This is a genomic window from Tardiphaga sp. 37S4 (assembly GCF_021044645.1).
GTDB classification, from domain to species: Bacteria; Pseudomonadota; Alphaproteobacteria; order Rhizobiales; family Xanthobacteraceae; genus Tardiphaga; species Tardiphaga robiniae.
Genome location: NZ_CP088008.1, coordinates 4254789 through 4277345, shown reverse-complemented (window position 1 = coordinate 4277345; position 22557 = coordinate 4254789). Strand labels below are relative to the sequence as shown.

The window sequence follows — 22557 nt, the reverse complement described above, 5'->3', positions numbered from 1 at the left end:
CGATCCCATCACGCCGAGAATTCATATGACTGCCATGACCACTTTGCTGCGGGCCGCTCTTGCCGGCGCTGCGTTTCTGATTGCCGTCCCTGCGCATGCCGCCGAAGAGTTTCCATTCGGCATGGAAATGACTCTGGATGCACAGCGTCAGCCCGGCTCGAAGCGGATTCCCAATCTGGAAATCGGCGAGGCCGGCGAGGCGCGGGTGGAGTTGTGGTGCAAGGGCGGCAAGGGGCAGTTCTCGGTCGCTGGCAACACCGTCGTCTTCGTCGCCGGCGCAATGGAGAACCGCAGTTGCTCGGACGCACAGGCCGCGATGGACGATCAGTTGATCGCCGATCTCGGCGCGGCCACCAACTGGCAGCGGCGCGGTGATGCAGTGACGTTCGTCGGGCCGAAGTCGCTGCGGTTTCGGCTGAATACGAACTAGAGCGGCTCGCGTAGGATGGGTAGAGCGCAGCGAAACCCATCGCTTTCGACGATTTTGGTTGATGGGTTTCGCGAAGGCGCTCTACCCATCCTACGCTTCGGCATTGCTAACGACGGCTGAGCAGAATGCTGTCACTCACTTCCAGTTCGAATTATCTGCATCCCAACGCTGTGCCTTGAACTCCGCCGCGACAGCTGCAACCGCGCCGTTGTCGTCGCGCGGATCGCTCTCTTCATCGGCCGTCGGCGAATCCGCAAGAGCCAGCTTCGCACCCGAAGTCTCATCCGCGGTTGTTACTGACGGCGTGCTGACCCACAGGATCAGCTTATCCGTCGTGCCGGGCTTGTCGGGAGCGATGATCGCGTTGACCTCGACCGTCTCCGTCAATTCGAGCGCGGGCAGTACCTGACTCGGGCGCTTGAAGGTCAGCTTGAGCTTTCCGGTCTCGTCGTCCCATGACGCGGCGGCAGGTTTGCCCGACATGGTCCTGGCGAGCACATTCGCCAGCGTGGTCGCAACCTTGTCGCGATTGATCTTGTCGCCATCGCGCCAGTCGGCGGCTGCAAAGCGCACGGTACGATCCATGTCGATAGCGCCCGTGGTCCAGCCGACATTGACGACGCCGGGATAGGTCTTGGTTTTGGCGACGAACGCCGCAGCGCGTTCCGGATCGATGGCGAGGCTGATGACCTGCTCGCCGGCGCGCAGTGCATCGCACGATACGGCCAGGCTGTTCAACGCGATTTCGACATTCTGCCCGCGCAGCGTGCGGACGAAATCGAGTGCGGCTTCGAGCTTGATCTTGACCGCGATGGCTTCGGGCGACACTTCAGTGAAGTCCTTCGGTGCGGGCGCGATATTGTCGTCGGTGGACTGATTGTCCTGGAATTCCTTCTCGCTCTGATCGGAATTGTCCGAAGACGTCACGTTGTTGTTGGTCTGACCGACCGAGATCTGTCCCTTGAATTCGAACGTGTCGCCGGTCGGCCGGCGGTTCAGCTTGATGGTCACCGGCAGTTTGTCGACCTGGGTCTGCGTTGCGCCGGTCAGCGTCGAACCACTGACCGTGAGATTGGCGACGAAGCGATCCTTGCGGTCGCTGCCCTTCTCGGCGGGATAGCAGACATCAAGCGTCGCGGCCGTGACGGCCTTGCCCTGCCGTGTCTCGCGCAGGATGACGTCGGCGTTGCCGTTCATGACGCCGTCGATCGAGGTGAAATAGCGCGTCTCGGGGCCTGCGGGCTGGCTCTTCGGCGCGGCTTTCACCTGCGCGAAGGCGTGGTGGACGGTCCCAACCGAGGCGGTGACCGTAAGGCCGAGCAGACAAAGATGAAGCGCGCGCATTTCAAAAGTCCCTGGACGTTATCGACGTGTCTCCGGGCGGATTTATCTGATTCCGCCCATGCGAGATTAATCACGGGATTGAATCAGAACCGCGACCAAGGCGAAAGGCCATAAGTCGCAGGTGCATTGTATCAGGGCAAAAAAGAAGGCCGCCCGGAGGCGGCCTTCGATCACAATGCAGTTGAGCGTGAAAGCAGGGCTTAGAAGCCCATGCCTCCCATTCCGCCCATGCCACCCATACCGCCGCCACCGCCCGGCATCGCCGGTGCAGCTTCCTTCGGCAGTTCGGCGACCATGGCTTCGGTGGTGACCAGCAGGCCGGCAACCGAGGCGGCGTCCTGCAGTGCAGTACGCACCACCTTGGCCGGATCGATGATGCCCTTGGCGACCATGTCGACATAGGTTTCGGTCTGCGCGTCGAAGCCGAAGGTCTCGGACTTCTCGTCCAGGATCTTGCCGACCACGATCGAACCTTCAACGCCGGCGTTTTCGGCGATCTGGCGGATCGGAGCTTCCAGCGCCTTCAGCACGATGTTGATACCGGCCTGCACATCGGCGTTCTCGTTGGTGAGACGGCCGACGGCCTTCTTGGCACGCAGCAGCGCAGTGCCGCCACCGGGGACGATGCCTTCCTGAACGGCCGCGCGGGTGGCGTTCAGCGCGTCATCCACGCGATCCTTCTTTTCCTTCACTTCGACTTCAGTCGCGCCGCCGACGCGGATGACGGCAACGCCGCCAGCCAGCTTGGCCAGACGCTCCTGCAGCTTCTCACGGTCGTAGTCCGAGGTGGTTTCCTCGATCTGCGCCTTGATCTGGTTGACGCGGGCTTCGATCGCCGGCTTCTTGCCAGCGCCGTTGACGACGGTGGTGTTTTCCTTGTCGATCACGACCTTCTTGGCGCGGCCGAGCATGGCGAGCGTGACGCTTTCCAGCTTCATGCCGAGATCTTCCGAGACGAGCTGACCGCCGGTCAGGATCGCAAGGTCTTCCAGCATCGCCTTGCGGCGATCGCCGAAGCCTGGTGCCTTGACGGCAGCAACCTTGAGGCCACCGCGCAGGCGGTTGACCACGAGGGTGGCGAGCGCTTCACCTTCGACGTCTTCAGCAATGATCAGCAGCGGCTTGCCCGACTGCACCACGGCTTCGAGCACCGGCAGCATGGCCTGCAGGCTGGAGATCTTCTTCTCGACGAGCAGGACGTACACGTCCTCGAGCTCGGCGGTCATCTTCTCGGCATTGGTGACGAAGTAGGGCGACAGGTAGCCGCGATCGAACTTCATGCCCTCGACGATGTCGACTTCGGTCTCGAGCGACTTGTTCTCTTCAACCGTGATGACGCCTTCGTTGCCGACCTTCTGCATTGCCTGGGCGATCATCTTGCCGATGGCAGCGTCGCCGTTGGCGGAGATGGTGCCGACCTGGGCGACTTCAGCCGAAGACGCAACCGGCTTGGCGCGCTTGGTGATGTCCTTGATGACGGCGGCGACGGCGATATCGATGCCGCGCTTGAGGTCCATCGGGTTCATGCCGGCGGCAACCGACTTGGCGCCTTCACGGACGATGGCCTGGGCCAGCACGGTGGCGGTGGTGGTACCGTCGCCTGCGGTGTCGTTGGTCTTCGAGGCAACTTCGCGCAGCATCTGCGCGCCCATGTTCTCGAACTTGTCCTCGAGCTCGATCTCCTTGGCGACGGTGACGCCGTCCTTGGTGATGCGCGGAGCGCCGAACGACTTCTCGATCACGACATTGCGGCCCTTCGGACCGAGCGTGACCTTGACGGCGTTGGCGAGAATGTCGACGCCGCGCAGCATGCGATCGCGCGCGTCTCCGGAGAATTTAACGTCTTTGGCTGCCATGTTGATGGTGCTCCAAGTGATGGGAATTTGAAATTAAAACGCTGTCATGGCCGGGCTTGACCCGGCCATCCATCTTCCTGCGAAGAAGCCAGATGGATGCCCGGATCAAGTCCGGGCATGACGTCCGAGTGTTTGGAGAGCGGACCGCCTTTAGGCGATCACGCCCATGATGTCCGACTCCTTCATGATGAGGAGTTCTTCGCCGTCGAGTTTGATCTCGGTGCCCGACCACTTGCCGAACAGAACCTTGTCGCCGACCTTGATGTCGATCGGGATCAGCTTGCCGGCTTCGTCGCGGCCGCCAGGGCCGACGCCGACGACTTCGCCTTCAGACGGCTTTTCCTTGGCGCTGTCCGGGATGATGATGCCGCCCTTGGTCTTCTCGTCGGCGACGATGCGCTTGACGACGACGCGGTCGTGCAGCGGGCGGAATTTGGTCTTGGCCATGGGAGTGTCCCTTTAGGGTTTGCGATTTCGTTGCCATCTCGGAGGCGGGCGGGAATCCAGCCGGAACGCTCAAGGCGGCCGGCTCATTCCCTTAGCAATCGCGCTCCGGGAGTGCTAATTGAGCGTCCGGGAAATATGGCCAGACGCTTTTTGAGTCAAGCGAGGCCTTAAGGCCTTGGTGAGGCCAATATAGGATGATCTGGAAACCATAATGGAGAGTCGGCGTAATTCTGCCGACCTCATTGCGCCGTCAGGTGTTTTGCGCTTGGCTGCCGGGACGGGCAGCCGGGGAATTTGCTCTAGGGGATAATATGATCAGGTCACGCTACGCCCGCACGGTTGCCCATCTGGCGATCGTTTCAACTTTGGCGCTGTCATTGGGCGGGTGCGGCACGTCTGGTGGATTGGGCGGGTTCAGCTTTGGGAACTCGCAGCCGACACCGCCGCCGGAGCCCCCGCCGGCGCCGGAACTGCCAGCCTCGATCCGCTCGGAAGAACTCGTCGGCCGCTGGGGTCTGGCGTCTTACATGAATCCCAATGATCGCGTTCGCACTGAGAACGCCGCGCGTGGCCAGTGCAAGCAGCCCTATATCATCGGCCAGGGCGCCACCGGCGGCGTCATCATGCATCTCGCCGACGAGGCGACGCCGCAGGAACTGCGCCTCAAGGGCTCGCCGAGCGGCAAGAACTATATCGGCCCGCCCGGTCCCGCCGGTGGTGAGAAGGATCGCGAGATCGTCTCCTTCGACGGTCGGATTCTCGTCACACGCTTCATCGACAAGGACGCTGCGGTTCGCTACGGCAACATGGTCTATGTCCGTTGCGCACCCAAGGCCTGACCTGACAAGGCCTGACCTGAGGCGTAAGGCGGATCCCGCCACTCCCTTGAAGACGTGAGCCCATGCATCGATTGCGCGACCTCGTTTTCGGACCGGGCCGCGCGGTCCTCGTGCTGGCATTCACCCAGATCCTGACCTGGGGCATCCTGATCTATCCACCGGTGCTGACCATGCCGCATGTCACGGCGGCGCATGGCTGGTCGCTGGCCTTCGGCATGGCGGGCTTTTCGCTGGGGCTGATCGTATCGGGACTGCTGTCGCCGGTGGTTGGTGGATTGATCGACCGCCACGGCGGCAATGTCGTCATGGCATCGGGCGCATTGGCCGGTGCCTTGGGTCTCGCTCTGTTTTCGGTTGCCGATCATCCCGCGACCTATCTGGCTTGCTGGCTCTTATTGGGCGCTGCGATGTCGGCGTCGCTCTACGATCCCGCCTTTGCCACGCTGACGCGTATCTTCGGTGCCTCGGCGCGGCGGCAGATCACCTTCGTGACCTTTGCAGGCGGCTTCGCCTCGACGGTCGGCTGGCCGGCGACCCATCTTCTGCTTGAGGCCGTCGGCTGGCGCGGGACGTATCTGACCTTCGCAGCGATCTTCGCCTTTGTGGTTGCGCCGCTTCATGCTTTTGCATTGCCGCGCCACGTCGCCGTCGCGCCTCTGCCCGTGGCGGACGCCGTTGTCGTTCCCCCGCAGGCAACCCTGCGCCCGGAAGGCTGGCCGTTCATCCTGCTGGCGGCGGCGTTCTCGCTTTATAGCTTCATTCTGTCGGGCGTGACGTCGAACCTGCTGGCGCTGCTGGAGCGCGGCGGGCTCAGTGCTGCAACGGCGGTGACCATCGGTGCGATGTTCGGCCCGGCGCAGGTGGCATCGCGGTTGGCGGACTTCATGCTGGCGGGACGCACCCATCCGCTGTGGATCGCGCGCGGGGCGGTGGTGCTGGTGATGTCGGCCTTCGCGATGCTGGCATTGGCCGGGATTTCATTTCCGCTCGCGGCGCTGTTCGCGGTTGCTTTCGGCGCCGCCAATGGCGTCATGACGATCGCGCGCGGCGCGCTGCCGCTGCTGATGTTCGGTCCGATCGGGTATGGCCGCGTCATCGGCCGCATCGCGCGGCCTGCCTTGTTCGTGCAGGCCTTTGCACCGTTCGTGGTGGCGTCCGCGGTCGAGACGCTGTCGGACCGTACTGTACTGCTGCTCGGGACGGCGGGAGCGTTGATCGTACTGGTCTGCTTCGTGATGATAAAAACGCCGGGCGTTGCGGCCCGGCGTTAAACGATCTCTAACTGTGGTCGAAAATTATCTTAGCCGAACAGCGCATCGATATCGTCCTGCGAAGCGTGGCCGACGTCGCCGTCCAGCTTCGGACCGTTGAGTAGCTTGTCGTCTTCGCTGCGGTCATCGACCTTGGCCGGCGCATGCGCCTTGATCTCATCGACGCCACCCCAGATGTCCATCATCGCAGTAATGCGGTTTTCGATGAACTTCATCGTGGTCATCACCTTGCTGATGCGCTGGCCGGTGAGGTCCTGGAAGTTACAGGCTTCGAAGATCGCGACGACGTTATCGCCGATCTCTTCCAGCATCTGCTTCTGCTGATCGGGTGAGGTCACCTTGCCGAGCGCTGTCGATGCATTATCGATGGCTTCGGCTGCGGCGAGAATCTGCTGCGTGGCTTCTTCGGTGCCGCCGACGACGGCGCCGAGTTCACCGTTGACCTTCGCCATTTCGTCGCCTTCGAAGCTCTTGCCGTGAAGAACTGCGATTTCCATCTTGGTACGGGTAATGGCGTCGTGGATCAGATCGAGTTCGATCTTGAGCTTTTCGCACTGCTCGATCTGAGCGCGATAGGTGGCCAGCAGCGCCTGTGCTTCCGCAACCTGCTGATCGGCGGCGGCGCCGACCTGATCTGTCACGGCGTTGCGGGCTGGCGCTCCCATCTGCGCGCGGATCGCGCGGAGCTCAGCCATGATTTCGCGATGCATTGGCATCGGCTCGCTGCTGCCCACCACTTCATTGGGCATAGGTGCAGTACCGAAAACTTCTTCAATGCGAAATCGCTTGCGACGAACAGACATCAGGTCCCCCAACGTTCAATCAATCCCCCATTCGTATACCCATGAGTTTAACGTGAAGTTCACGCGGGAGCATCGCACCGATAGCCGATAATCGCTGCGCAAACTGTTAGTTAACCATGGGGCTTTCGCGTTCATTCAAAATAAACGCTACCAAATAGAACTGCGCCGTTTGACGACGTGGTGAATCCAAACGGCGATTGTGTTTACCAAACCGAGGCGATTTTAACCTTAAGTCGGAGTGTGCAAAGCGCTTCTCAGGTGAGAACGCGCACGACGAAACAGTGCAGAGTACGTCGATGTTCAAAAAGTTCTCTCTCACGCTTCTTGCCAGCGCATCTTTTATCACCGCTGGATCGCATCAGACGCTTGCGGTGGAAGCCGCGGCCCAATTCGCCGAGCCTTCGGTGGTCTATGCGCAGCAGCCGCAGCGCCCGATGCAGCGCACGGCTTATGCCGAACGCTCGCGCATGGGCGGCGGCTTCATCGAGTTTCTGTTCAGCGACGGTCCGGCGCAGCAGGGCCAGCGTTATCAGCAGCAGCCGGACTACTCTTACGAGCAGCGGCGTTCGCTGCTGCCGCCGATGGATCCGCAACAGCGTGTCTATCAGCAGGAGGAGACGGCAGATGCCGCGCGCCCCGCGCTCGATCCCAAATATCAGCCGCAACTGGTCGAATATCAGGGCAGCGAAAGTGCGGGCACCATCGTAGTCGATACGCCGAACAAATTTCTGTTCCTGGTACAGGGTGGCGGCAAGGCCATGCGCTATGGCATCGGCGTCGGCCGTCCAGGCTTCACCTGGTCCGGTGTGAAGACGATCACGGCGAAGAAGGAATGGCCGTCGTGGACGCCGCCAAAGGAAATGCTGGCGCGCCGTCCTGATCTGCCGCGTTACATGGAAGGCGGTCCGGAGAATCCGCTCGGCGCACGCGCGATGTATCTCGGCTCGACCCTGTATCGTATTCACGGCTCCAACGAGCCATGGACGATCGGCACCAATGTTTCCTCAGGCTGCATCCGCATGCGCAACGAGGACGTCATCGATCTCTATGGCCGCGTCGGCGTGGGTGCCCGGGTCGTCGTGATCTGATTGATCTCCCGTCACATGAAAACGGCCGCTCGTGAGAGCGGCCGTTTTTGTGTTGCTGGTCTAAACGATCAGGCCAAATCGCTGTCGTCGGAATCCATGTCCATGGCGTCATAATCGCCGTCGTCCTGGTCTTGATCCTGGTCCTGATCGGCATCGGCCTGCGCCTGATCGAACGATCCGGCGCGCGAGCCGCTGGACGAACCGATATCATTGACGCCGGCCTGATTGCCGAGGTTGCCGCCGGAGGAATCCGAACCGGAGCTCCACGGGCTCTTGCTCTCGCTGGCATTGGCGGCGTCACCGAAACCTTGCTGATGGCTGCCGCCCATCATCGAACGGATGCTGCCGAGCAAGAGTGACCCGCCGACCACGCCGGCTGCTGCCGCAGCCGCTGTACCCAGGAACGAACCGCCACCACCGGCTTGCGGTTGTTGCTGGCCGAACTGGCCCGGTGCCGGACCCTGGCCGTATCCGCCTTGACCATAGCCACCCTGTGGCTGGGGCTGGCCGATGACCTGCCCGGTGTTCCAGGCAGGACGGCTCGGCTCGGGCGGGCGAACGCTCGGCACGGAGCCGCGCGGCTGGTTCGGGTTCTGACCCTGACCGAACAGGGCGTCTCGCATCGAATCGAGGAAACCGCCCTGAGCGGCCTGTTCGGGGGCGCCGTTGCCTTCCAGTTGCTGGATGCGCTCATGGGCGCGCTTCAGCGCTTCGTCCTGCAGCAATACGGTCTGCACCAGCGCATAGAGCGCATTGGGCGCGCGGCGCTGGCCTTGCGCAATGGCGTCGAGCGCGTCCGGATCGCGTGGCGCGCCTTCGACCTTGCTGAGCCGGTCAAAGAGATCGTCAACCAGTTGGCGTTCTTGCGGTGTCATGGCGTCCTCTGTCTTCAAAGCGCGCTTGCTTTGCGCGCTGGAGATGTAGTGACGCTTTGTGTCGCAATAAGTGCCGCCTGGATTAAATTTAGTTATGCGACAAAACGACCGGCAAGCCTTGTCGTGCTTCCTCTTGTCATGCTTCCAGCGCGTAACGCGCCAGATTGGCCTTCAGCATGTCGAGAATCTGATCCCGTGCCGGATCGCGGGTCCCTCTGACCCAGGCTGCGGCGAGCGGAAGCCTGTTCATTGCCGCCATGCCTAGCGGCATATAGCGAACGCCGCGTGCGGGCATGCGAGACGTCCAGCGCGGCACGATCGCCAGTCCGATCTCGGCGGCGACGAGATTGACGATGGTCTGCTTCTCATCAGCGATCTGCACGACATTCGCCTGTAACCCGGATTCCGCAAACAGCTTCATTGTCAGGTCATGACTATGCGGCCGTGACCGCCGCTCCGGCACGATCAGCGGCTCGTCGGCGATGTCTGCGATCGTCAGATGCGTGCGCGACGCCAGCGGATGGCGTTCGGAGACGGCCACAACGGCTGTCTCGTGAAACAGAAACATGAATTCCAGCCGCTTGTCGGCACTCTCGGGCGGTCGGACGAAAGCGAGATCGAGCCGGCCCGACAGCAGGCGCGGCAGCAACCGGATCGTCTTGTCCTCATCCAGCTTGATGGCAAGGTCAGGGGCGCGTTCGCGAAGATCGTGAAGCAGCGCCGGCAGAAGCCCGGCGGCGGCGCTGTCGATTGCGCCGACCCGGATCGTGGCCGCACGGGCACGCACGCGTGCGCGGAAGGACGACGCGATCTGATCCGCGCGGGCGAGCAGGTCGCGCGCCTGTTTCAGAAACTCGGCGCCGTCATCGGTCAGGGCGACGCTGCGCGTCGTGCGCGTCAGCAGGCGTGTGCCGAGATCGTCCTCGAGGAGGCGGATGTAGCGGCCGAGTGCGGACGGCATCATCTCGAGCCGCTGCGCCGCGCGGCCGAAATGCAGTTCGTCCGCCGCCGTTACGAAACAGCGCAACTGGTGCAGATCCATCGGTGGTCCCTCTTCGTCATGCCCGCCTTGTGCCGGGTATCCACGTCTTGGCCACACCGAAGAAAGGCGTGGATGGCCGGGACAGACCCGGCCATGACGAGTACAAACCATTATATCATTTATTTATATAAACAACCTCGATTGAGCCGGGCGTAGCTCGCCTGCAGGGTGGGGAGAGCCAGTTCAACCCAGCAGAGACCTCACCATGCGCGAATATTCCATCGCGGCCATTCCGGCCGACGGGATCGGACCCGAAGTCATCGCCGCCGGCACCCGTGTGCTCGAAGCCCTGCAGAAGCGGGTCGGCGACGTGACTTTCAATGTCGAGACCTTCGACTGGGGCTCGGCCTATTACCGCAAGCACGGCGTGATGATGCCGGCCGACGGCCTGCCGAAGCTGAAGAAGTTCGACGCGATCTATTTCGGTGCGGTGGGGGCGCCCGATGTGCCCGATCACATCACGCTGTGGGGCCTGCGGCTGCCGATCTGCCAAGGCTTCGACCAATACGCCAATGTGCGCCCGACCAAGATCCTGCCCGGCATCACCTCGCCACTGCGCGGTGTCGAAACTGGCGATCTCGACTGGGTGATCGTGCGCGAGAATTCCGAAGGCGAATATGCCGGCTGCGGCGGCCGCGTGCATCGCGGGCTGCCGGAGGAAGTCGGTACCGAAGTCTCGGTGTTCACCCGGGTCGGCGTGGTCAGGATCATGCGCTACGCGTTCAAGCTCGCGCAGTCACGTCCGCGCAAGCTGCTCACCGTGGTCACCAAGTCGAACGCGCAGCGCCACGGCATGGTGATGTGGGACGAGATCGCTGACGAAGTGTCGAAGGACTTCCCTGACGTCACCTGGGACAAGATGCTGGTCGACGCCATGACCGTGCGTATGACGCTGAAGCCGCAGAGCCTCGACACCATCGTCGCCACCAATCTTCACGCCGACATTCTCTCCGACCTCGCCGGCGCACTGGCCGGCAGCCTCGGCGTCGCGCCGACGGCGAATATCGATCCGGAGCGCCGTTTTCCCTCAATGTTCGAGCCGATCCACGGCTCGGCCTTCGACATCACCGGCAAGGGCATCGCCAATCCTGTCGCCAGTTTCTGGACCGCTGCGCAGATGCTCGATCATCTTGGTGAGCCGGATGCATCGGCGCGGTTGATGCGTGCGGTGGAAAAGGTCTGCGAAGCCGGCATTATCACGCCCGATGTCGGCGGCAAGGCCACGACGAAAGAAGTGACCGACGCCGTGGTAGACGCGATCCATAGTTCGAACGTCTGACGCGATTTCCGAACGCCCCGGTCTCACCGGGGCGTTCGATTTCAATAATCAAAACAATATTCAGGGAGGATCTCATGAAAGTCACAGCTACACTTGCGTTTGCGATTACGCTGGCAAGCTCCGCTGCCTTCGCACAGGGCTATCCCAACAGGCCGATCACCATGCTGGTGCCGTTCGCGGCCGGCGGTGCCACCGACACCGTTGCGCGCGTCACCGCTGCGACAATGTCGAAGATCCTCGGCCAGACCATCATCATTGAAAATGCCACAGGCGCCGGCGGCACCATTGCCGCCGCACGCGCGGCTCGCGCCGAGCCGGACGGCTACACGATCCTGATCCATCACATCGGAATTTCTACGGCTGCGACGCTGTATCGCAAACTGCCTTACGATACCAAGACCGCCTTCGCGCCGATCGGCCTCGTCACCAATGCGCCGATGACCATCATCTCCAGGCCGAACCTGCCGCCGAACACGCTCGCCGAGCTGATCACCTATATCAAGGCCAACGGCGACAAGATGACATTCGGCAATGCCGGCCTCGGCGCCGCCTCGCAGCTCTGTGGCCTGATGTTCATGAATGCCATCGACAAGCAGATCCTGTCGGTGCCCTACAAGGGCAACGGCCCGGTGATGAACGATCTGATCGCCGGCCAGATCGATCTCACTTGTGACCAGACCACCAACACCACCGGCCCGATCGCGGCGAAACTTGTGAAGAGCTACGCGATCACGACGAAGACGCGTTTGTCGTCCATGCCGGACCTGCCCACCGCGGATGAAGCCGGCCTGAAGGGTTTTGAGGCGGGCGCCTGGCATGGCATCTACGCGCCAAAGGGAACTCCTGACGATATCGTGCAGAAACTGGCGAAGGTGCTGCAGGATTCGTTGCGCGATCCCGAACTGATCAAGCGCTTCAACGACATCAACACCGATCCGGTGCCGCAGGATCAGGCGACGCCGCAGGCATTGAAGAAGCAGCTCGATAGCGAGGTCGATCGCTGGGCGCCGATCATCAAGGCGAGTGGACAGTTTGCGGATTAGCGTGCGAGAGTGACGTTGGTTGCCGCCAGCAACTGCACGAAGGCATCGCTTGCCAGATACTGATATTCGCGTTCGCGCTGGTCGGTGAACGGATCGAGGTCGATCAGGATCTCATCGACATGACCCGGGTGGCACATCACCAGCCCGCCATCCGGAAGGTCGTTGAGGAAGCCGGCCATCAGCGCACCGAAGTCGGCTTGCTTGGTGAAGTCATAGGCGCCGGCGAAGCCCGGATTGAACGTCACGCCGGCGCCTGTCGCACGTCGGCGGAACGTGGCGCTGAGCGTGTCGAGCAATAGCGCCTTCGGATTATCGAGGCGTTGGCCTAACGACAGCACGCGGCCCGATTGGCGGACCCAGGCCTGTGGCGCATTTTTCCTCACCGCAGCGAGGAGCGCATCGCGCACCTGCGGGAAGGTCTGTACGTGCTGGTGCCCGTCGACATAGTCGGGGGCGCGCCCGAACAGGGCCACAAACTTCGCGATCTGCGTCGTCAGCTCGGTTTCGATCGCCTCGCGATCCAGCTTCCGCATCAGGCTGAAGCGCAGCATCTTGCCAAGCGGCAGGAACAGCTCGTCGAGCAGCGGCCGGTAGTGCATCGTCAGCGGATGAAACGGGGCGGTCAGCGTCGCGTGTAGCCCGATCTCGCAGTTCGGGTTCTTCGCGACGGCGTCCTGCAACGCACTCACGTCATCGCGCGAAATCGCAGGTCCGACCACCATCACGGAGGTGGCGTTGAGGCGTCCAAGCGCAATGAGTTCGCGGATGCCCTGATTGACGCCGGGGCTGATGCCATAATCGTCGGCGCAGAGCGTGATGCGGCGCAGGGCTGCGCCGGTCATTCGGCAGCGGTCCGGTCGGTGGTTTGCGTCACACTATCGGGGGTGTTGCGCTTCACGCTGTGCTCGGCGACGAAATAGATCGGCCGCGCCTTCAGTTCAGACAGGATCTTGCCGATATATTCGCCGAGCACGCCAATCATGATCAGCTGCACGCCGCCGAGGGTCATCAGGCCGACGACCAGCGATGGATAGCCCGGGACAGACTTGCCGGAGACCCATGTCTCCCACAGGATCGACAGACCGAACAGGAACGCGCCGAAGGCGAGCAGCAGACCGAGCAGGCTGGCGAAACGCAAAGGCGCCACCGAGAACGAGGTCAGTCCTTCGATCGACAGGCCGATCAACTGCTTCGGATTGAACGATGTCACGCCATGTTCGCGCGCCGCCGGCTCGTAGTCGACGCGGAGCTGGCGGAAGCCGATCCAGGTCGCCAGTCCCTTGAAGAACCGGTTGCGCTCCGGCAGCTGCCGCAGCGCCGCTGCGGCGCGCGGTGACAGCAAACGGAAGTCGCCGGCGTCTTCCGGGATCTTCTGCCGCGCGCCCCAGTTGATCAGCGCATAGAAGCCGCGCACGGCCTGGCGGCGCAGGAAGGATTCGTTGTCGCGATGGGCTTTAGCGGTATAGACGACGTCATAACCTTCGACGATCCAGTGCCGCACCAGCTGTTCGACCAGTGACGGCGGATGTTGGCCGTCGCCATCCATGAACAGAACCGCGCCCTTGGTGACATGGTCGAGCCCTGCCATCAGCGCGGCTTCCTTGCCGAAATTGCGCGACAGTGACACGACCTGAACGTCGAGCGACGTGGCTTGCAGGCTGCGCGCAACCGCCAGCGTGCCATCGGCGCTGCCGTCATCGATATAGACGACTTCGCAGGCGAGGCCGTGGCGTTCTTTCAGTGTCGTCGCAAGCGTCGCCAGCCGCTCATGAAACAGAGCAAGGCCGGGCGCCTCGTTGTAAACAGGCACAACGATCGACAGGCCTTGTGCCGCGGCGGTCGCGGCATCGGTCGACAGGCTCGATACGTCGCTGCCCAGCATCATCGATCAGATTCCGATATCCAAAATACGCTCATGAATCATATGGTAATCAGCCGGTGCGTCCGCCAGCAAGGCGAAACGCCGCGCTGCGCGTTACTGCCGCAAGAACGCCTCAAGTTTGGCGAACAGCGGATTCTCGCGATCCATCACATAGTCGAGCGAGGCGACCGAGACGGTATCTGCGCCGTTGGCACGCAGGAAGCTGCTCAGCGCGTAAAGCTGCGCCGGCGGGCAGTGCAGGGTGATCATGCCCGACGAGGTCGGGCCGCCGAACGGCGACACCACGCCGAAACGGTTGTGGGCCTCGGTGAGGAGCGCCTGATTGCAGCCGGCGAAGCGGGTGCGCACTTCCTTGTATTTGCTGGCGCGGGCGCGCGCGGCAATGTGGTCGAGAATGATGCGCGCAGTTTCCAAGGACTGCGCCGACCAATCGGCGGCGCGCGAGGCGACGAGATTGGCCTGGCTGCGCAGGATGACGCCGTCATCGAGCACCTTGAGGCCGTTGGCGACGAGGGTCGCGCCGGTGGTGGTGATGTCGACGATCAGTTCGGCGGTGCCGGTGGCCGGTGCGCCTTCGGTGGCGCCGGCGCTTTCGACGATGCGATAGTCGACCACGCCATGGGACGCGAAGAAGTTGCGCGTCAGGTTGATATACTTCGTGGCGACGCGCATGCGGCGATTGTGCTGCGCGCGGAAGCCGGTGGTGACGTCATCGAGATCGGCCATGGTGCGGACATCGATCCAGGCCTGCGGCACCGCGACCACCACATTGGCGCTGCCGAAGCCGAGGCCTTCGATCAAAGCGACCTTCTTGTCGGCGTCGGGGATGCTCTCGCGCAGCAGATCTTCGCCGGTGATGCCGAGATGCACGGAGCCGCGCGCCAGGTTCGAGGCGATCTCGCTGGCCGAGAGATAGGCGATTTCGACATTGTCGAAGCCGGCAATGGTGCCGCGGTAATCGCGCACGCCGCCCGGCTTCGCCAGCGTCAGACCGGCGCGGGTGAAGAAGGCTTCGGCGTTTTCCTGCAGGCGTCCCTTGGAGGGAACGGCAAGGACGAATGGTGCGGTCATGACGCGCTCCCGCAAACCAGCGCCGAGGACGCGTTGTGAGTGAGGGCTTCGATCCAGATCGAGAAGCCGACCGCAGGGATCGGCGTAGCGGAGCCGAGCTGCGTCAGCAGTCCGTCATACCGGCCGCCGGCGACCAGCGGCTCGGTGCCGTTGCCCTTGCGGTGTAGTTCGAATTCGAAGCCGGTGTAGTAGTCGACGCCGCGGCCGAATGAGGTCGAGAAACGCGTCTTGGTGGTATCGATACCGCGCGCCGCCATGAAGCCGATGCGGCTTTCAAATTCGTCGATGGCGGCCGTGATGTTGAGTTTGGCATCGGAGGCGAGCTTGCGCAGTTGCTGCAGGGCATCGTCGGGATCGCCTGAGATCGCGAGGAAGCGCTTGATCAGTACCAGCGCATCGCGCGGCAGTGCGCCGCCCTTGAGTGTCGATTGTTCGAGGAAGCGATCGGCGATTTCTGCCACCGAACGGCCGCCGACATTTGTCGCTCCGGCGATCGACATCAGGTCGGTGACCAGTGCCAGCGCCGCCTTGCGGTCGGAGCCCGCGAGCGCGGCGAGTACGCCTTCGTATTCGTTGCGGACCGGCGACTCCGCGAGGGTCAGCCGGTCGAGATCGTGGGTCAGGCTGATCTTGCGGTTGAAGTCCTTCATCAGCCGGCGCTTCCACACCGGATAGAGGTCGAGCGCCTCAATCAGCGCCGCGAAAAGTGCGACGTCGCCGGTGCGAATCTCGATATCGCTGAGGCCAAAGGCGGCCGTTGCCTCCAGGCCGAGCGCCAGCATTTCGGCATCGGCGGCGGCGCGATCCTGACGGCCGAAGGATTCGATGCCGGCTTGCTGGAATTCGCTGGGCGTGCCCTGACGATAGCGGAACACCGGGCCGAGATAGCTGAAGCCCGCGGGCTGGCCGGCCTGCGGCGAGGAGAGATAATCGCGCGCCACGGGGATCGTGAGATCCGGCCGCAGGCATAGCTCTTCGCCCGACGCGTCGGTCGTCAGATACAGGCTCTTGCGGATGTCTTCGCCGGACATGTCGAGGAACGGATCGGCCGGCTGCAGGATCGCCGGCTCGGCATGGGCGTAGCCGGCCTCGGCAAACGACAACAGCAGCGCATCCGCCCAGGCGGCGGATCCGGTCGCGCGAGGGGCGGCGGGTTTGGTCATCTCGAAGTCCAGCAATCTCAACAGAGTGGTCGTTGGCGCAGCCCATAGCATGGCGGTTGCGACGTTTCGACCACCATCGCCCGGTGGCCTTAATGTCGGGTCATGGCAGCGGGTTATTTGCCTACTTGGTTACCATTCCAGTCACCAAGCCCCGTTTGCACCAGCGCCAGCGCAGCTACGGCGGCGGTATCGGCGCGCAGGATCCGCGGGCCCAGTGCCAGCCGCAGGATATTGGCCTGTTTCAGCAGCAAAGCCCGTTCCTCGTCGGCAAAGCCCCCCTCCGGGCCGATCAACACGTCGATTCCGGCGGAGGCGGCCGTCCGGGCGCCGGTCAGCGCGGCCATGGGATCGGTCACTTCAGCGGCCTCGTCGCAGAAGATCAGCAGCCGTTTGGCATCCCGCTGGTCGAGATATTTGGGCAGGTTCAGCGGCTCGGCGACAGAGGCCACGCTCAGAATTCCGCATTGTTCGGCCGCCTCGACCACATTGGCGCGCATCCGCTCGGTATTCACCCGGCTGGCCTGTGTGAATCGCGTCATCACCGGCTGCAGTGCAGCCGCGCCCATTTCGATGGCCTTCTGGACCATGTAGTCGAGCCGGGCGTGTTTCAGCGGGGCGAATACATAGGTCACGTCGGGCAGGTGGTCCTGCGGCCGGACCTGGGTCAGCAGGGTCAGGCGGTCTGCCCGCTTGCCGCCGGAAATGGCGGCCTGCCATTCGCCGTCCTTACCGTTGAACACCAGCACCGAGGCGCCGGAGCCCAGCCGCAGCACATTGCCGAGGTAATTGCTCTGGTTGCGATCGAGCGAAATGGTTGCGTCGGCTGCAAAAGGCGCATCGACAAAGAGGCGGGGGCTGCGGAAATCGGCTTGCGGCATCGTTCATGTTCCATTCAGAGGGCGAGCTTTAGCCCAACTGCGACGAATTATCATGCGAGAACGCGGCTTTGCGCCGTGCTGCCGCCCGAATCCGCGTGCTCTTGGTGGGTTGTTAAGGCTTGGCAGGAATCGTAGAAAGTCCTGAATCAGGATGGGCTTCGCCCCCGATCGATCGGGGCACTGAGCTGCCGGAGGAATATCTGTGATCATCCGTCGTTTGATTGTGCCGCTGTCCATGGCCGTGTTCGCCATGCAGGCTATCGAAGTTCATGCCCAGGGCGCGTTTCCCGCGCCGCTGCCGGGCAACAGCTCGGCTGCGCCTGCGAGTTCGTCGCCGTTTCCGCCGGTGAACGGTGCGCCTGCCAGCGCATCGCCATTTCCGCCGGTCAATGGTGCGGCGGCTGCGCCCAGCGCGTTTCCCTCCAATGGCGCTGCGCCGATCGGTGGTGGCGGCTTCGGCGCTCCTCCGCAGCAACAGGCGGGCCCGCCCGGCGGCGAAGATTGCATGAAGGGCTTTCTGCCCCTGCGTCAGGACGCCGAAAAGAAGGGCGCTGCCATCAAGGCTGCGAGCGAGCGTCGCGCGCCGCCGGACGAGGCCTGCAAGCTGATCACCTCTTTCTCGCAGACCGAAGTCAAGATGATCAAATACATCGAGGCGAATGCGCAGAAGTGCGGCATCCCGCCCAATGTCGGCGAACAGATGAAGACCGGCCACAAGAACACCGAAGGCATGCGGCAGAAGGTGTGCAGCGTCGCGCAGCAGCAACGGGGTGGCGGTGGTGGCGGCCCGGTGGCAGCGCCGCGCCTCAGCGACGTGCTGGGCTCCTCGGCATCGCTGCCGGAAGCGAACAATGCGCGCAAGAGCGGCGGCACCACCTTCGATACGCTGAACGGCAACGTGCTCACCCGATGATCGGGTGGCAGATCATTCTGTTCCAATGAGCGACGCGGCCGCCCGCGTTGCGGATGCGACCGGCAACTGGGTCGATCGCTCGGCGCCGTTGTGGTCGCGGCCCTATCTGCGGCTGTCGCGCTTCGACCGTCCGATCGGCTCATGGTTGCTGCTGATGCCGTGCTGGTGGTCGGCGGCGCTCGCCTCCGGCATGGCGCATGATATCCATCAATTGCCCAAGATGATCGCGCTGTTCTTCATCGGCGCCTTCGTCATGCGCGGCGCCGGCTGCACCTGGAACGACATCACCGATCGCGACCTCGACGCCAAGGTGGAGCGCACACGCTCGCGGCCGATTCCGGCCGGGCAGGTCACGGCGAAACAGGCTTTTGCATTTCTGGTGCTGCAGGCCCTCATCGGTCTCGTGGTGCTGCTTCAGTTTAACACTTTCGCCATTGCCACCGGCATCGCCTCGCTTGGCATCGTTGCCGCCTATCCCTTCATGAAGCGCATCACCTATTGGCCACAGAGCGTGCTGGGCCTCGCCTTCTCGTGGGGCGCGCTGATGGGCTTTGCTGTCGTGTTCGGCCGCATCGATGCAACAGCGCTGGCTTTGTACGCGGGTTCGATCTGCTGGGTGATCGCCTATGACACGCTCTACGCTCATCAGGACACCGAGGACGACGCGCTGATCGGCGTGAAGTCCACCGCGCTGTTGTTTGGGGAACGCACGCAGGCCGCGCTGACGCTGTTCTACGGGCTTGCCGTGTTGCTGATCGGCGCGGCGCTAGCGCTGGCTGGCGCACGCTGGCCGGCATGGCTCGGCCTCGCGGCATTCGCCCTGCATCTGGTCTGGCAGATCACCCGCACCGATATCAGCGACTCCGCACTATGCCTGCGGCTGTTCAAGTCCAACCGTGACGCGGGGCTGCTGCTGTTTGCAGGATTGCTGGTGGATGCCATCATGCGGGCGGCGTAATCGCGCCTTCCCAGGCATTGGTGGACCGCAGAGATGGACGTCGCGCAGCTCAAGACACTCATCCACGTGGCCGAACTGGGAAGCCTGAGCAAGGCCGCCGATCGCCTTCGCATCGCGCAGCCGGCCTTGAGCCGGCAGATCAGATTGCTTGAAAAGGAACTCGGCGCGGTGCTGTTCGAACGGCATGGGCGCGGCATGGTCATCACGGAGATCGGCCGCGACGTTCTCAACCATGCGACCCGCGTGATGACCGAGCTCGATGCCATTCGCAATGTCACCTCCGAGGAGAGCGCGTCGTTCAAGGGGCTTGTCTCCATCGGCACGACGCCGACCGTGGCCGAGATCGTCACCGTTCCCCTGGTGAAGAAGATCAAGGAAGTGCATCCGCAGCTCTCGATCCGGCTGTCATCGGCTTTCACGGGCCATCTGCTCGACTGGCTGCAACGCGGCGAACTGGAGCTCGCCGTGTCCTACGATCCGCAGCCGCTGCGTTCACTGCGCATCGTGCCGGTGATGATGGAGAACCTGTTATTCGTCAGCGCCGGCAGCAAGGGATTGCGCATGGATCGGCCCGTTCCGTTCGCGGCGCTGGCCCACGAAGAGCTGGTTCTCCCCAGCCTGCGCCATGGCCTGCGCGGAATCATGGAAGAGTGCGCGCGGCAGGCTGGCATTCAGTTGCGTGGCAGTGTCGAAGCAGACTCCTTCGGCGCGATGATTGATCTGGTGCGCAACGGTGTTGGCTCCACTGCTTTGCCGCTCGCGCCGATCCACGTGCTGGTCGAGAGCGGCGTGCTCTGTGCGGCGCCGCTAATCGATCCCACACCGGCGCGCAAGCTGGTGCTGGCCTATCCGGCAGACCGTTCGGTCAGCGCGGCGGCGCGCTTCGTCGGCGATACATTCACGGAGATCGCCGCCGATCTCGTCGCCCGGAATATCTGGGTTGGACACATGATCGATCCCAGGAAAACGTAGCTGCGTCGCACCATTCGCGCGCTGTCGAGTGTTGCAACGCCAGAGATCAAATCTCGGCATATCTCTTCGAGCAAATCGGTATGCGTCGGGCTGTCTGCTTTGGGCTAAGCGTGAGTCAGCGCTATGCTGCAAGCAACGGAGACTGGAATGTCAGATGCAGGGCCCACGCCCGGTTCACAGGTGGATTGGCGGCACGATGTGTTCCGCATCCTGAAGGAGGCCGACGTCAAGCACATCGTCTATGTGCCCGATGCCGGCCATTCCACGGCGATCCGTCTCGCCGACGAGGATAATGCGATCAACTCCGTGGTGCTGACGACCGAGGAAGAAGGCATCGGCTATCTCGCGGGTGCCTGGCTCGGTGGCGAGCGCGGCGCGCTGCTGATGCAGTCCAGCGGTGTCGGAAATTGTATCAACACGCTGGCGCTGCAGGCCTGCACGCGCTTCCCGCTTCTGATGGTCGTGACCATGCGCGGCGACTGGGCCGAGTTCAATGCGTGGCAGAATCCGATGGGGCAGGCGACGGAGAAGGCGCTCAACCTGATGGGCGTGCTGACCTGGCGCGCCGATGAGCCGCAGGATGTTGCGCCGCTGTTGCATGGTGCCGCATCGATGGCATTCAATGGCGATGCAGCCTGCGCATTGCTCCTGGGGCAGCGTTTGATCGGAGAGAAGCAGTGGGTCAAGTAAACGCAACCGGCGCGCTCGATCGCCGCGAGGTCGTGCAGAAGCTGCTGGCCGGCCGCAAGGATCTGCTCGTGGTCACCGGCCTCGGCTCACCGTCCTATGACGTGATGGCTGCCGGCGACCACGACAACAACTACTATCTCTGGGCGGCGATGGGCAGCGCCGCCATGGTCGGGCTTGGACTGGCGACGGCGAAGCCCGATCATTCGGTGCTGGTCATCACGGGCGATGGCGAGATGCTGATGGGTATGGGTGGACTCGCGACCATCGCTACCCGCAAACCTGCCAATCTCACCATCGCGATCCTCGACAATGGACATTTCGGCGAGACCGGCATGCAGGTCAGCCACGCCGGGCTCGGCGTCAATCTCGATCGCGTGGCGCAGGCCTGCGGCTTCGGCTGGACGCGCGAGATCCGCGATATGGCCGGCGTGGAGGATCTGCGCACTCGCCTGTCGTCGCGCGATGGCGTCAAGCTAGCGACCATCAAAGTGAAAGCGGAAAACCCGCCGCGCGTGCTGCCGCCGCGTGATGGTGTCTATGTGAAGAACCGATTCCGTGCAGCGCTGGGACACGCGCCGCTCTGAACCAACGGAAGGGGCGCTCATCCATGTGGATGCGGCGCCCTTCTGACGATCGCTGGAAGACCCAATGCTGGAAAACCAGTGTGGGAAACAAAAATCATCAAGGGTAGGGAAACAATGGCGAGCAAGATCACACGCCGCACGTTCTGCCGCTCGGCAGCCGTTGCGGCGTCCAGCATGATGATTCCAGGTACCAGTGTCTGGGCGCAGGCAGACCTGCCGAAAAGCCCGATCACGCTGGTCGTGCCTTTCGCAGCCGGTGGGGCCACCGACATCGTCAGTCGGCATGTCGCCAAGAAGGTCTCCGATCAACTCGGGCAGACCATCCTCATTGAGAATGTCGGCGGTGCGGGCGGCGTGGTCGGTGCCACGCGGGTCGCGCGCGCGAAGCCCGATGGGCTGACATTGTTGATGGGCACCATTTCCACCCACACGATCAATCCGCTGATGGCGAAGGTGCCGCCCTACGATCCGGTCAAGGATTTCACCGCGATCTCGATGCTGGTCACGGTGCCCAATGTGCTGATGGTGTCCAAGCAGGTGAAGGCGACCACCGTCGGCGAACTCATCGCGCTGCTCAAGGCCGATCCGACCAAATATAGTTACGGGTCGTCGGGCGTGGGAACGCCGCCCAATCTGTCGGGAGAACTGTTCAAGGTGCAGGCGGGCGTGAAGATGGAGCACGTGCCCTATCGCGGCGGCGCGCCGGCCATGAACGACCTGATGGGCGGACAGATCCCGGTACTGTTCGACGTGCTGAGCGGCGCGGCGCCGTTCATCAAGGCGGGCTCGATCCGCACGCTGGCCGTTACGACCAAGAAGCGGTCGCCGTCCTTCCCTGATATCCCGACCGTTGCCGAGTCCGGCCTGCCTGATTACGAGACCTATACCTGGAACGCGGTGTTCGGCCCACCCGGCATGGCGCCGGCGTTGGCAGAGCGGTTGAGTTCGGAGTTCCGCAAGGCCGTCGCCGATCCGGACGTGGCGAAGCAGTTGCGCGAGCTGAGCGGCGATCCGGTGGGCTCGACCGGCGCCGAGCTCGAGGCGCAGGTCAAAGCCGAGGGCGTGAAGTGGGGCCCGATCATTCGGGCCGCCGGTCTGAAGGCGGAGTAGCTCTGCGGAAGGATAGCGT

Annotated in this window: 23 protein-coding genes; 12 read left to right on the top strand and 11 right to left on the bottom strand. The window is 63.1% G+C overall.

What is annotated here, in order from left to right; translation table 11 throughout:
- Window positions 1-34: 34 nt before the first annotated feature.
- Window positions 35-430, top strand: coding sequence for an META domain-containing protein (locus LPB73_RS20325; protein ID WP_374725702.1), 396 nt, complete (start codon window positions 35-37; stop codon window positions 428-430).
- A gap of 135 nt (window positions 431-565) precedes the next feature.
- Here LPB73_RS20325 and LPB73_RS20320 read toward each other — a convergent pair whose 3' ends face one another.
- From LPB73_RS20320 to LPB73_RS20310, 3 genes are all read right to left on the bottom strand, one after another.
- Window positions 566-1774: a hypothetical protein gene (locus LPB73_RS20320; protein WP_231077964.1), complete on the bottom strand. Its 1209-nt coding sequence runs from the start codon at window positions 1772-1774 to the stop codon at window positions 566-568.
- Between the two features lie 200 nt (window positions 1775-1974).
- Complete coding sequence (gene groL / locus LPB73_RS20315; protein ID WP_068733597.1) at window positions 1975-3630, bottom strand: chaperonin GroEL; 1656 nt, start codon at window positions 3628-3630, stop codon at window positions 1975-1977.
- A gap of 150 nt (window positions 3631-3780) precedes the next feature.
- Window positions 3781-4077, bottom strand: a complete 297-nt coding sequence (locus LPB73_RS20310; RefSeq protein WP_089261928.1) for a co-chaperone GroES — start codon at window positions 4075-4077, stop codon at window positions 3781-3783.
- A 311-nt stretch (window positions 4078-4388) separates the two neighbouring features.
- On the opposite strand from LPB73_RS20310, the gene LPB73_RS20305 reads away from it, so the two are divergent.
- On the top strand, window positions 4389-4916 hold the full coding sequence (locus LPB73_RS20305; protein ID WP_068733601.1) for a hypothetical protein: 528 nt from the start codon (window positions 4389-4391) through the stop codon (window positions 4914-4916).
- 62 nt (window positions 4917-4978) lie between these two features.
- A complete protein-coding gene (locus LPB73_RS20300) occupies window positions 4979-6187 on the top strand; it encodes an MFS transporter (protein WP_231077963.1) in 1209 nt (402 codons plus the stop codon).
- Window positions 6188-6216: 29 nt separating this feature from the next.
- Here the strand turns inward: LPB73_RS20300 and LPB73_RS20295 are convergent, their stop codons facing one another.
- Entirely contained in the window at window positions 6217-6990 is a 774-nt protein-coding gene (locus LPB73_RS20295; RefSeq protein WP_089261924.1) for a protein phosphatase CheZ, read from the bottom strand.
- A gap of 296 nt (window positions 6991-7286) precedes the next feature.
- Here LPB73_RS20295 and LPB73_RS20290 point away from each other — a divergent pair, with 296 nt between their 5' ends.
- A complete protein-coding gene (locus LPB73_RS20290) occupies window positions 7287-8078 on the top strand; it encodes a L,D-transpeptidase (protein ID WP_231077962.1) in 792 nt (263 codons plus the stop codon).
- A 68-nt stretch (window positions 8079-8146) separates the two neighbouring features.
- Here the strand turns inward: LPB73_RS20290 and LPB73_RS20285 are convergent, their stop codons facing one another.
- Complete coding sequence (locus LPB73_RS20285; RefSeq protein ID WP_120288550.1) at window positions 8147-8953, bottom strand: DUF2076 domain-containing protein; 807 nt, start codon at window positions 8951-8953, stop codon at window positions 8147-8149.
- Between the two features lie 136 nt (window positions 8954-9089).
- Entirely contained in the window at window positions 9090-9995 is a 906-nt protein-coding gene (locus LPB73_RS20280) for a LysR family transcriptional regulator (RefSeq protein WP_120288551.1), read from the bottom strand.
- A 205-nt stretch (window positions 9996-10200) separates the two neighbouring features.
- Between LPB73_RS20280 and LPB73_RS20275 the strand changes: the two genes are divergently transcribed.
- Both LPB73_RS20275 and LPB73_RS20270 read left to right on the top strand, forming a co-directional pair.
- Window positions 10201-11274 (top strand): tartrate dehydrogenase, encoded by a 1074-nt coding sequence (locus tag LPB73_RS20275; protein WP_115034037.1) that lies wholly within the window; start codon window positions 10201-10203, stop codon window positions 11272-11274.
- A 74-nt stretch (window positions 11275-11348) separates the two neighbouring features.
- Window positions 11349-12317, top strand: a complete 969-nt coding sequence (locus LPB73_RS20270) for a tripartite tricarboxylate transporter substrate-binding protein (protein ID WP_089261917.1) — start codon at window positions 11349-11351, stop codon at window positions 12315-12317.
- Here the strand turns inward: LPB73_RS20270 and LPB73_RS20265 are convergent.
- The 5 genes from LPB73_RS20265 to LPB73_RS20245 form a co-directional block, all read right to left on the bottom strand.
- Window positions 12314-13159, bottom strand: a complete 846-nt coding sequence (locus LPB73_RS20265; protein ID WP_120288552.1) for a ChbG/HpnK family deacetylase — start codon at window positions 13157-13159, stop codon at window positions 12314-12316. The two genes, LPB73_RS20270 and LPB73_RS20265, sit on opposite strands and share 4 nt — an antisense overlap.
- Window positions 13156-14202: a glycosyltransferase family 2 protein gene (locus tag LPB73_RS20260; RefSeq protein ID WP_089261913.1), complete on the bottom strand. Its 1047-nt coding sequence runs from the start codon at window positions 14200-14202 to the stop codon at window positions 13156-13158. Before LPB73_RS20260 ends, LPB73_RS20265 begins: the two co-directional genes overlap by 4 nt.
- A gap of 90 nt (window positions 14203-14292) precedes the next feature.
- Window positions 14293-15270, bottom strand: a complete 978-nt coding sequence (gene hisG, locus LPB73_RS20255; protein WP_120288553.1) for an ATP phosphoribosyltransferase — start codon at window positions 15268-15270, stop codon at window positions 14293-14295.
- Complete coding sequence (locus LPB73_RS20250; protein WP_120288554.1) at window positions 15267-16433, bottom strand: ATP phosphoribosyltransferase regulatory subunit; 1167 nt, start codon at window positions 16431-16433, stop codon at window positions 15267-15269. Before LPB73_RS20250 ends, hisG begins: the two co-directional genes overlap by 4 nt.
- Window positions 16434-16546: 113 nt before the next feature.
- Window positions 16547-17311 (bottom strand): 16S rRNA (uracil(1498)-N(3))-methyltransferase, encoded by a 765-nt coding sequence (locus LPB73_RS20245; RefSeq protein WP_120288555.1) that lies wholly within the window; start codon window positions 17309-17311, stop codon window positions 16547-16549.
- Between the two features lie 202 nt (window positions 17312-17513).
- On the opposite strand from LPB73_RS20245, the gene LPB73_RS20240 reads away from it, so the two are divergent.
- The 6 genes from LPB73_RS20240 (at window position 17514) to LPB73_RS20215 (ending at window position 22538) form a co-directional block, all read left to right on the top strand.
- Entirely contained in the window at window positions 17514-18224 is a 711-nt protein-coding gene (locus LPB73_RS20240) for a hypothetical protein (protein ID WP_374725691.1), read from the top strand.
- A gap of 25 nt (window positions 18225-18249) precedes the next feature.
- The gene (gene ubiA, locus LPB73_RS20235; protein ID WP_120288556.1) at window positions 18250-19182 is read left to right on the top strand and encodes a 4-hydroxybenzoate octaprenyltransferase; all 933 of its coding nucleotides are present in this window, start codon (window positions 18250-18252) and stop codon (window positions 19180-19182) included.
- 33 nt (window positions 19183-19215) lie between these two features.
- Window positions 19216-20154: a LysR substrate-binding domain-containing protein gene (locus tag LPB73_RS20230; RefSeq protein ID WP_231077961.1), complete on the top strand. Its 939-nt coding sequence runs from the start codon at window positions 19216-19218 to the stop codon at window positions 20152-20154.
- Between the two features lie 147 nt (window positions 20155-20301).
- Complete coding sequence (locus tag LPB73_RS20225) at window positions 20302-20844, top strand: thiamine pyrophosphate-binding protein (protein WP_089261903.1); 543 nt, start codon at window positions 20302-20304, stop codon at window positions 20842-20844.
- On the top strand, window positions 20832-21428 hold the full coding sequence (locus LPB73_RS20220; RefSeq protein ID WP_093759374.1) for a thiamine pyrophosphate-dependent enzyme: 597 nt from the start codon (window positions 20832-20834) through the stop codon (window positions 21426-21428). The genes LPB73_RS20225 and LPB73_RS20220 overlap by 13 nt, the downstream gene beginning before the upstream one ends.
- Window positions 21429-21542: 114 nt before the next feature.
- Entirely contained in the window at window positions 21543-22538 is a 996-nt protein-coding gene (locus tag LPB73_RS20215; protein WP_231077960.1) for a Bug family tripartite tricarboxylate transporter substrate binding protein, read from the top strand.
- Window positions 22539-22557: the final 19 nt, after the last annotated feature.

Bases quoted from the DNA above. Each gene is read 5' to 3' on its own strand.
- LPB73_RS20325 (WP_374725702.1), top strand. From the start codon at position 35: ATGACCACTTTGCTGCGGGCCGCTCTTGCCGGCGCTGCGTTTCTGATT.
- LPB73_RS20285 (WP_120288550.1), bottom strand. From the start codon at position 8,953: ATGACACCGCAAGAACGCCAACTGGTTGACGATCTCTTTGACCGGCTC.
- LPB73_RS20295 (WP_089261924.1), bottom strand. From the start codon at position 6,990: ATGTCTGTTCGTCGCAAGCGATTTCGCATTGAAGAAGTTTTCGGTACT.
- LPB73_RS20275 (WP_115034037.1), top strand. From the start codon at position 10,201: ATGCGCGAATATTCCATCGCGGCCATTCCGGCCGACGGGATCGGACCC.
- LPB73_RS20320 (WP_231077964.1), bottom strand. From the start codon at position 1,774: ATGCGCGCGCTTCATCTTTGTCTGCTCGGCCTTACGGTCACCGCCTCG.
- LPB73_RS20300 (WP_231077963.1), top strand. From the start codon at position 4,979: ATGCATCGATTGCGCGACCTCGTTTTCGGACCGGGCCGCGCGGTCCTC.
- ubiA (WP_120288556.1), top strand. From the start codon at position 18,250: ATGAGCGACGCGGCCGCCCGCGTTGCGGATGCGACCGGCAACTGGGTC.
- LPB73_RS20270 (WP_089261917.1), top strand. From the start codon at position 11,349: ATGAAAGTCACAGCTACACTTGCGTTTGCGATTACGCTGGCAAGCTCC.
- hisG (WP_120288553.1), bottom strand. From the start codon at position 15,270: ATGACCGCACCATTCGTCCTTGCCGTTCCCTCCAAGGGACGCCTGCAG.
- LPB73_RS20230 (WP_231077961.1), top strand. From the start codon at position 19,216: ATGGACGTCGCGCAGCTCAAGACACTCATCCACGTGGCCGAACTGGGA.
- LPB73_RS20280 (WP_120288551.1), bottom strand. From the start codon at position 9,995: ATGGATCTGCACCAGTTGCGCTGTTTCGTAACGGCGGCGGACGAACTG.
- LPB73_RS20250 (WP_120288554.1), bottom strand. From the start codon at position 16,433: ATGACCAAACCCGCCGCCCCTCGCGCGACCGGATCCGCCGCCTGGGCG.
- LPB73_RS20310 (WP_089261928.1), bottom strand. From the start codon at position 4,077: ATGGCCAAGACCAAATTCCGCCCGCTGCACGACCGCGTCGTCGTCAAG.
- LPB73_RS20215 (WP_231077960.1), top strand. From the start codon at position 21,543: ATGGCGAGCAAGATCACACGCCGCACGTTCTGCCGCTCGGCAGCCGTT.
- LPB73_RS20290 (WP_231077962.1), top strand. From the start codon at position 7,287: ATGTTCAAAAAGTTCTCTCTCACGCTTCTTGCCAGCGCATCTTTTATC.
- groL (WP_068733597.1), bottom strand. From the start codon at position 3,630: ATGGCAGCCAAAGACGTTAAATTCTCCGGAGACGCGCGCGATCGCATG.
- LPB73_RS20305 (WP_068733601.1), top strand. From the start codon at position 4,389: ATGATCAGGTCACGCTACGCCCGCACGGTTGCCCATCTGGCGATCGTT.
- LPB73_RS20245 (WP_120288555.1), bottom strand. From the start codon at position 17,311: ATGCCGCAAGCCGATTTCCGCAGCCCCCGCCTCTTTGTCGATGCGCCT.
- LPB73_RS20265 (WP_120288552.1), bottom strand. From the start codon at position 13,159: ATGACCGGCGCAGCCCTGCGCCGCATCACGCTCTGCGCCGACGATTAT.
- LPB73_RS20225 (WP_089261903.1), top strand. From the start codon at position 20,302: ATGTCAGATGCAGGGCCCACGCCCGGTTCACAGGTGGATTGGCGGCAC.
- LPB73_RS20260 (WP_089261913.1), bottom strand. From the start codon at position 14,202: ATGATGCTGGGCAGCGACGTATCGAGCCTGTCGACCGATGCCGCGACC.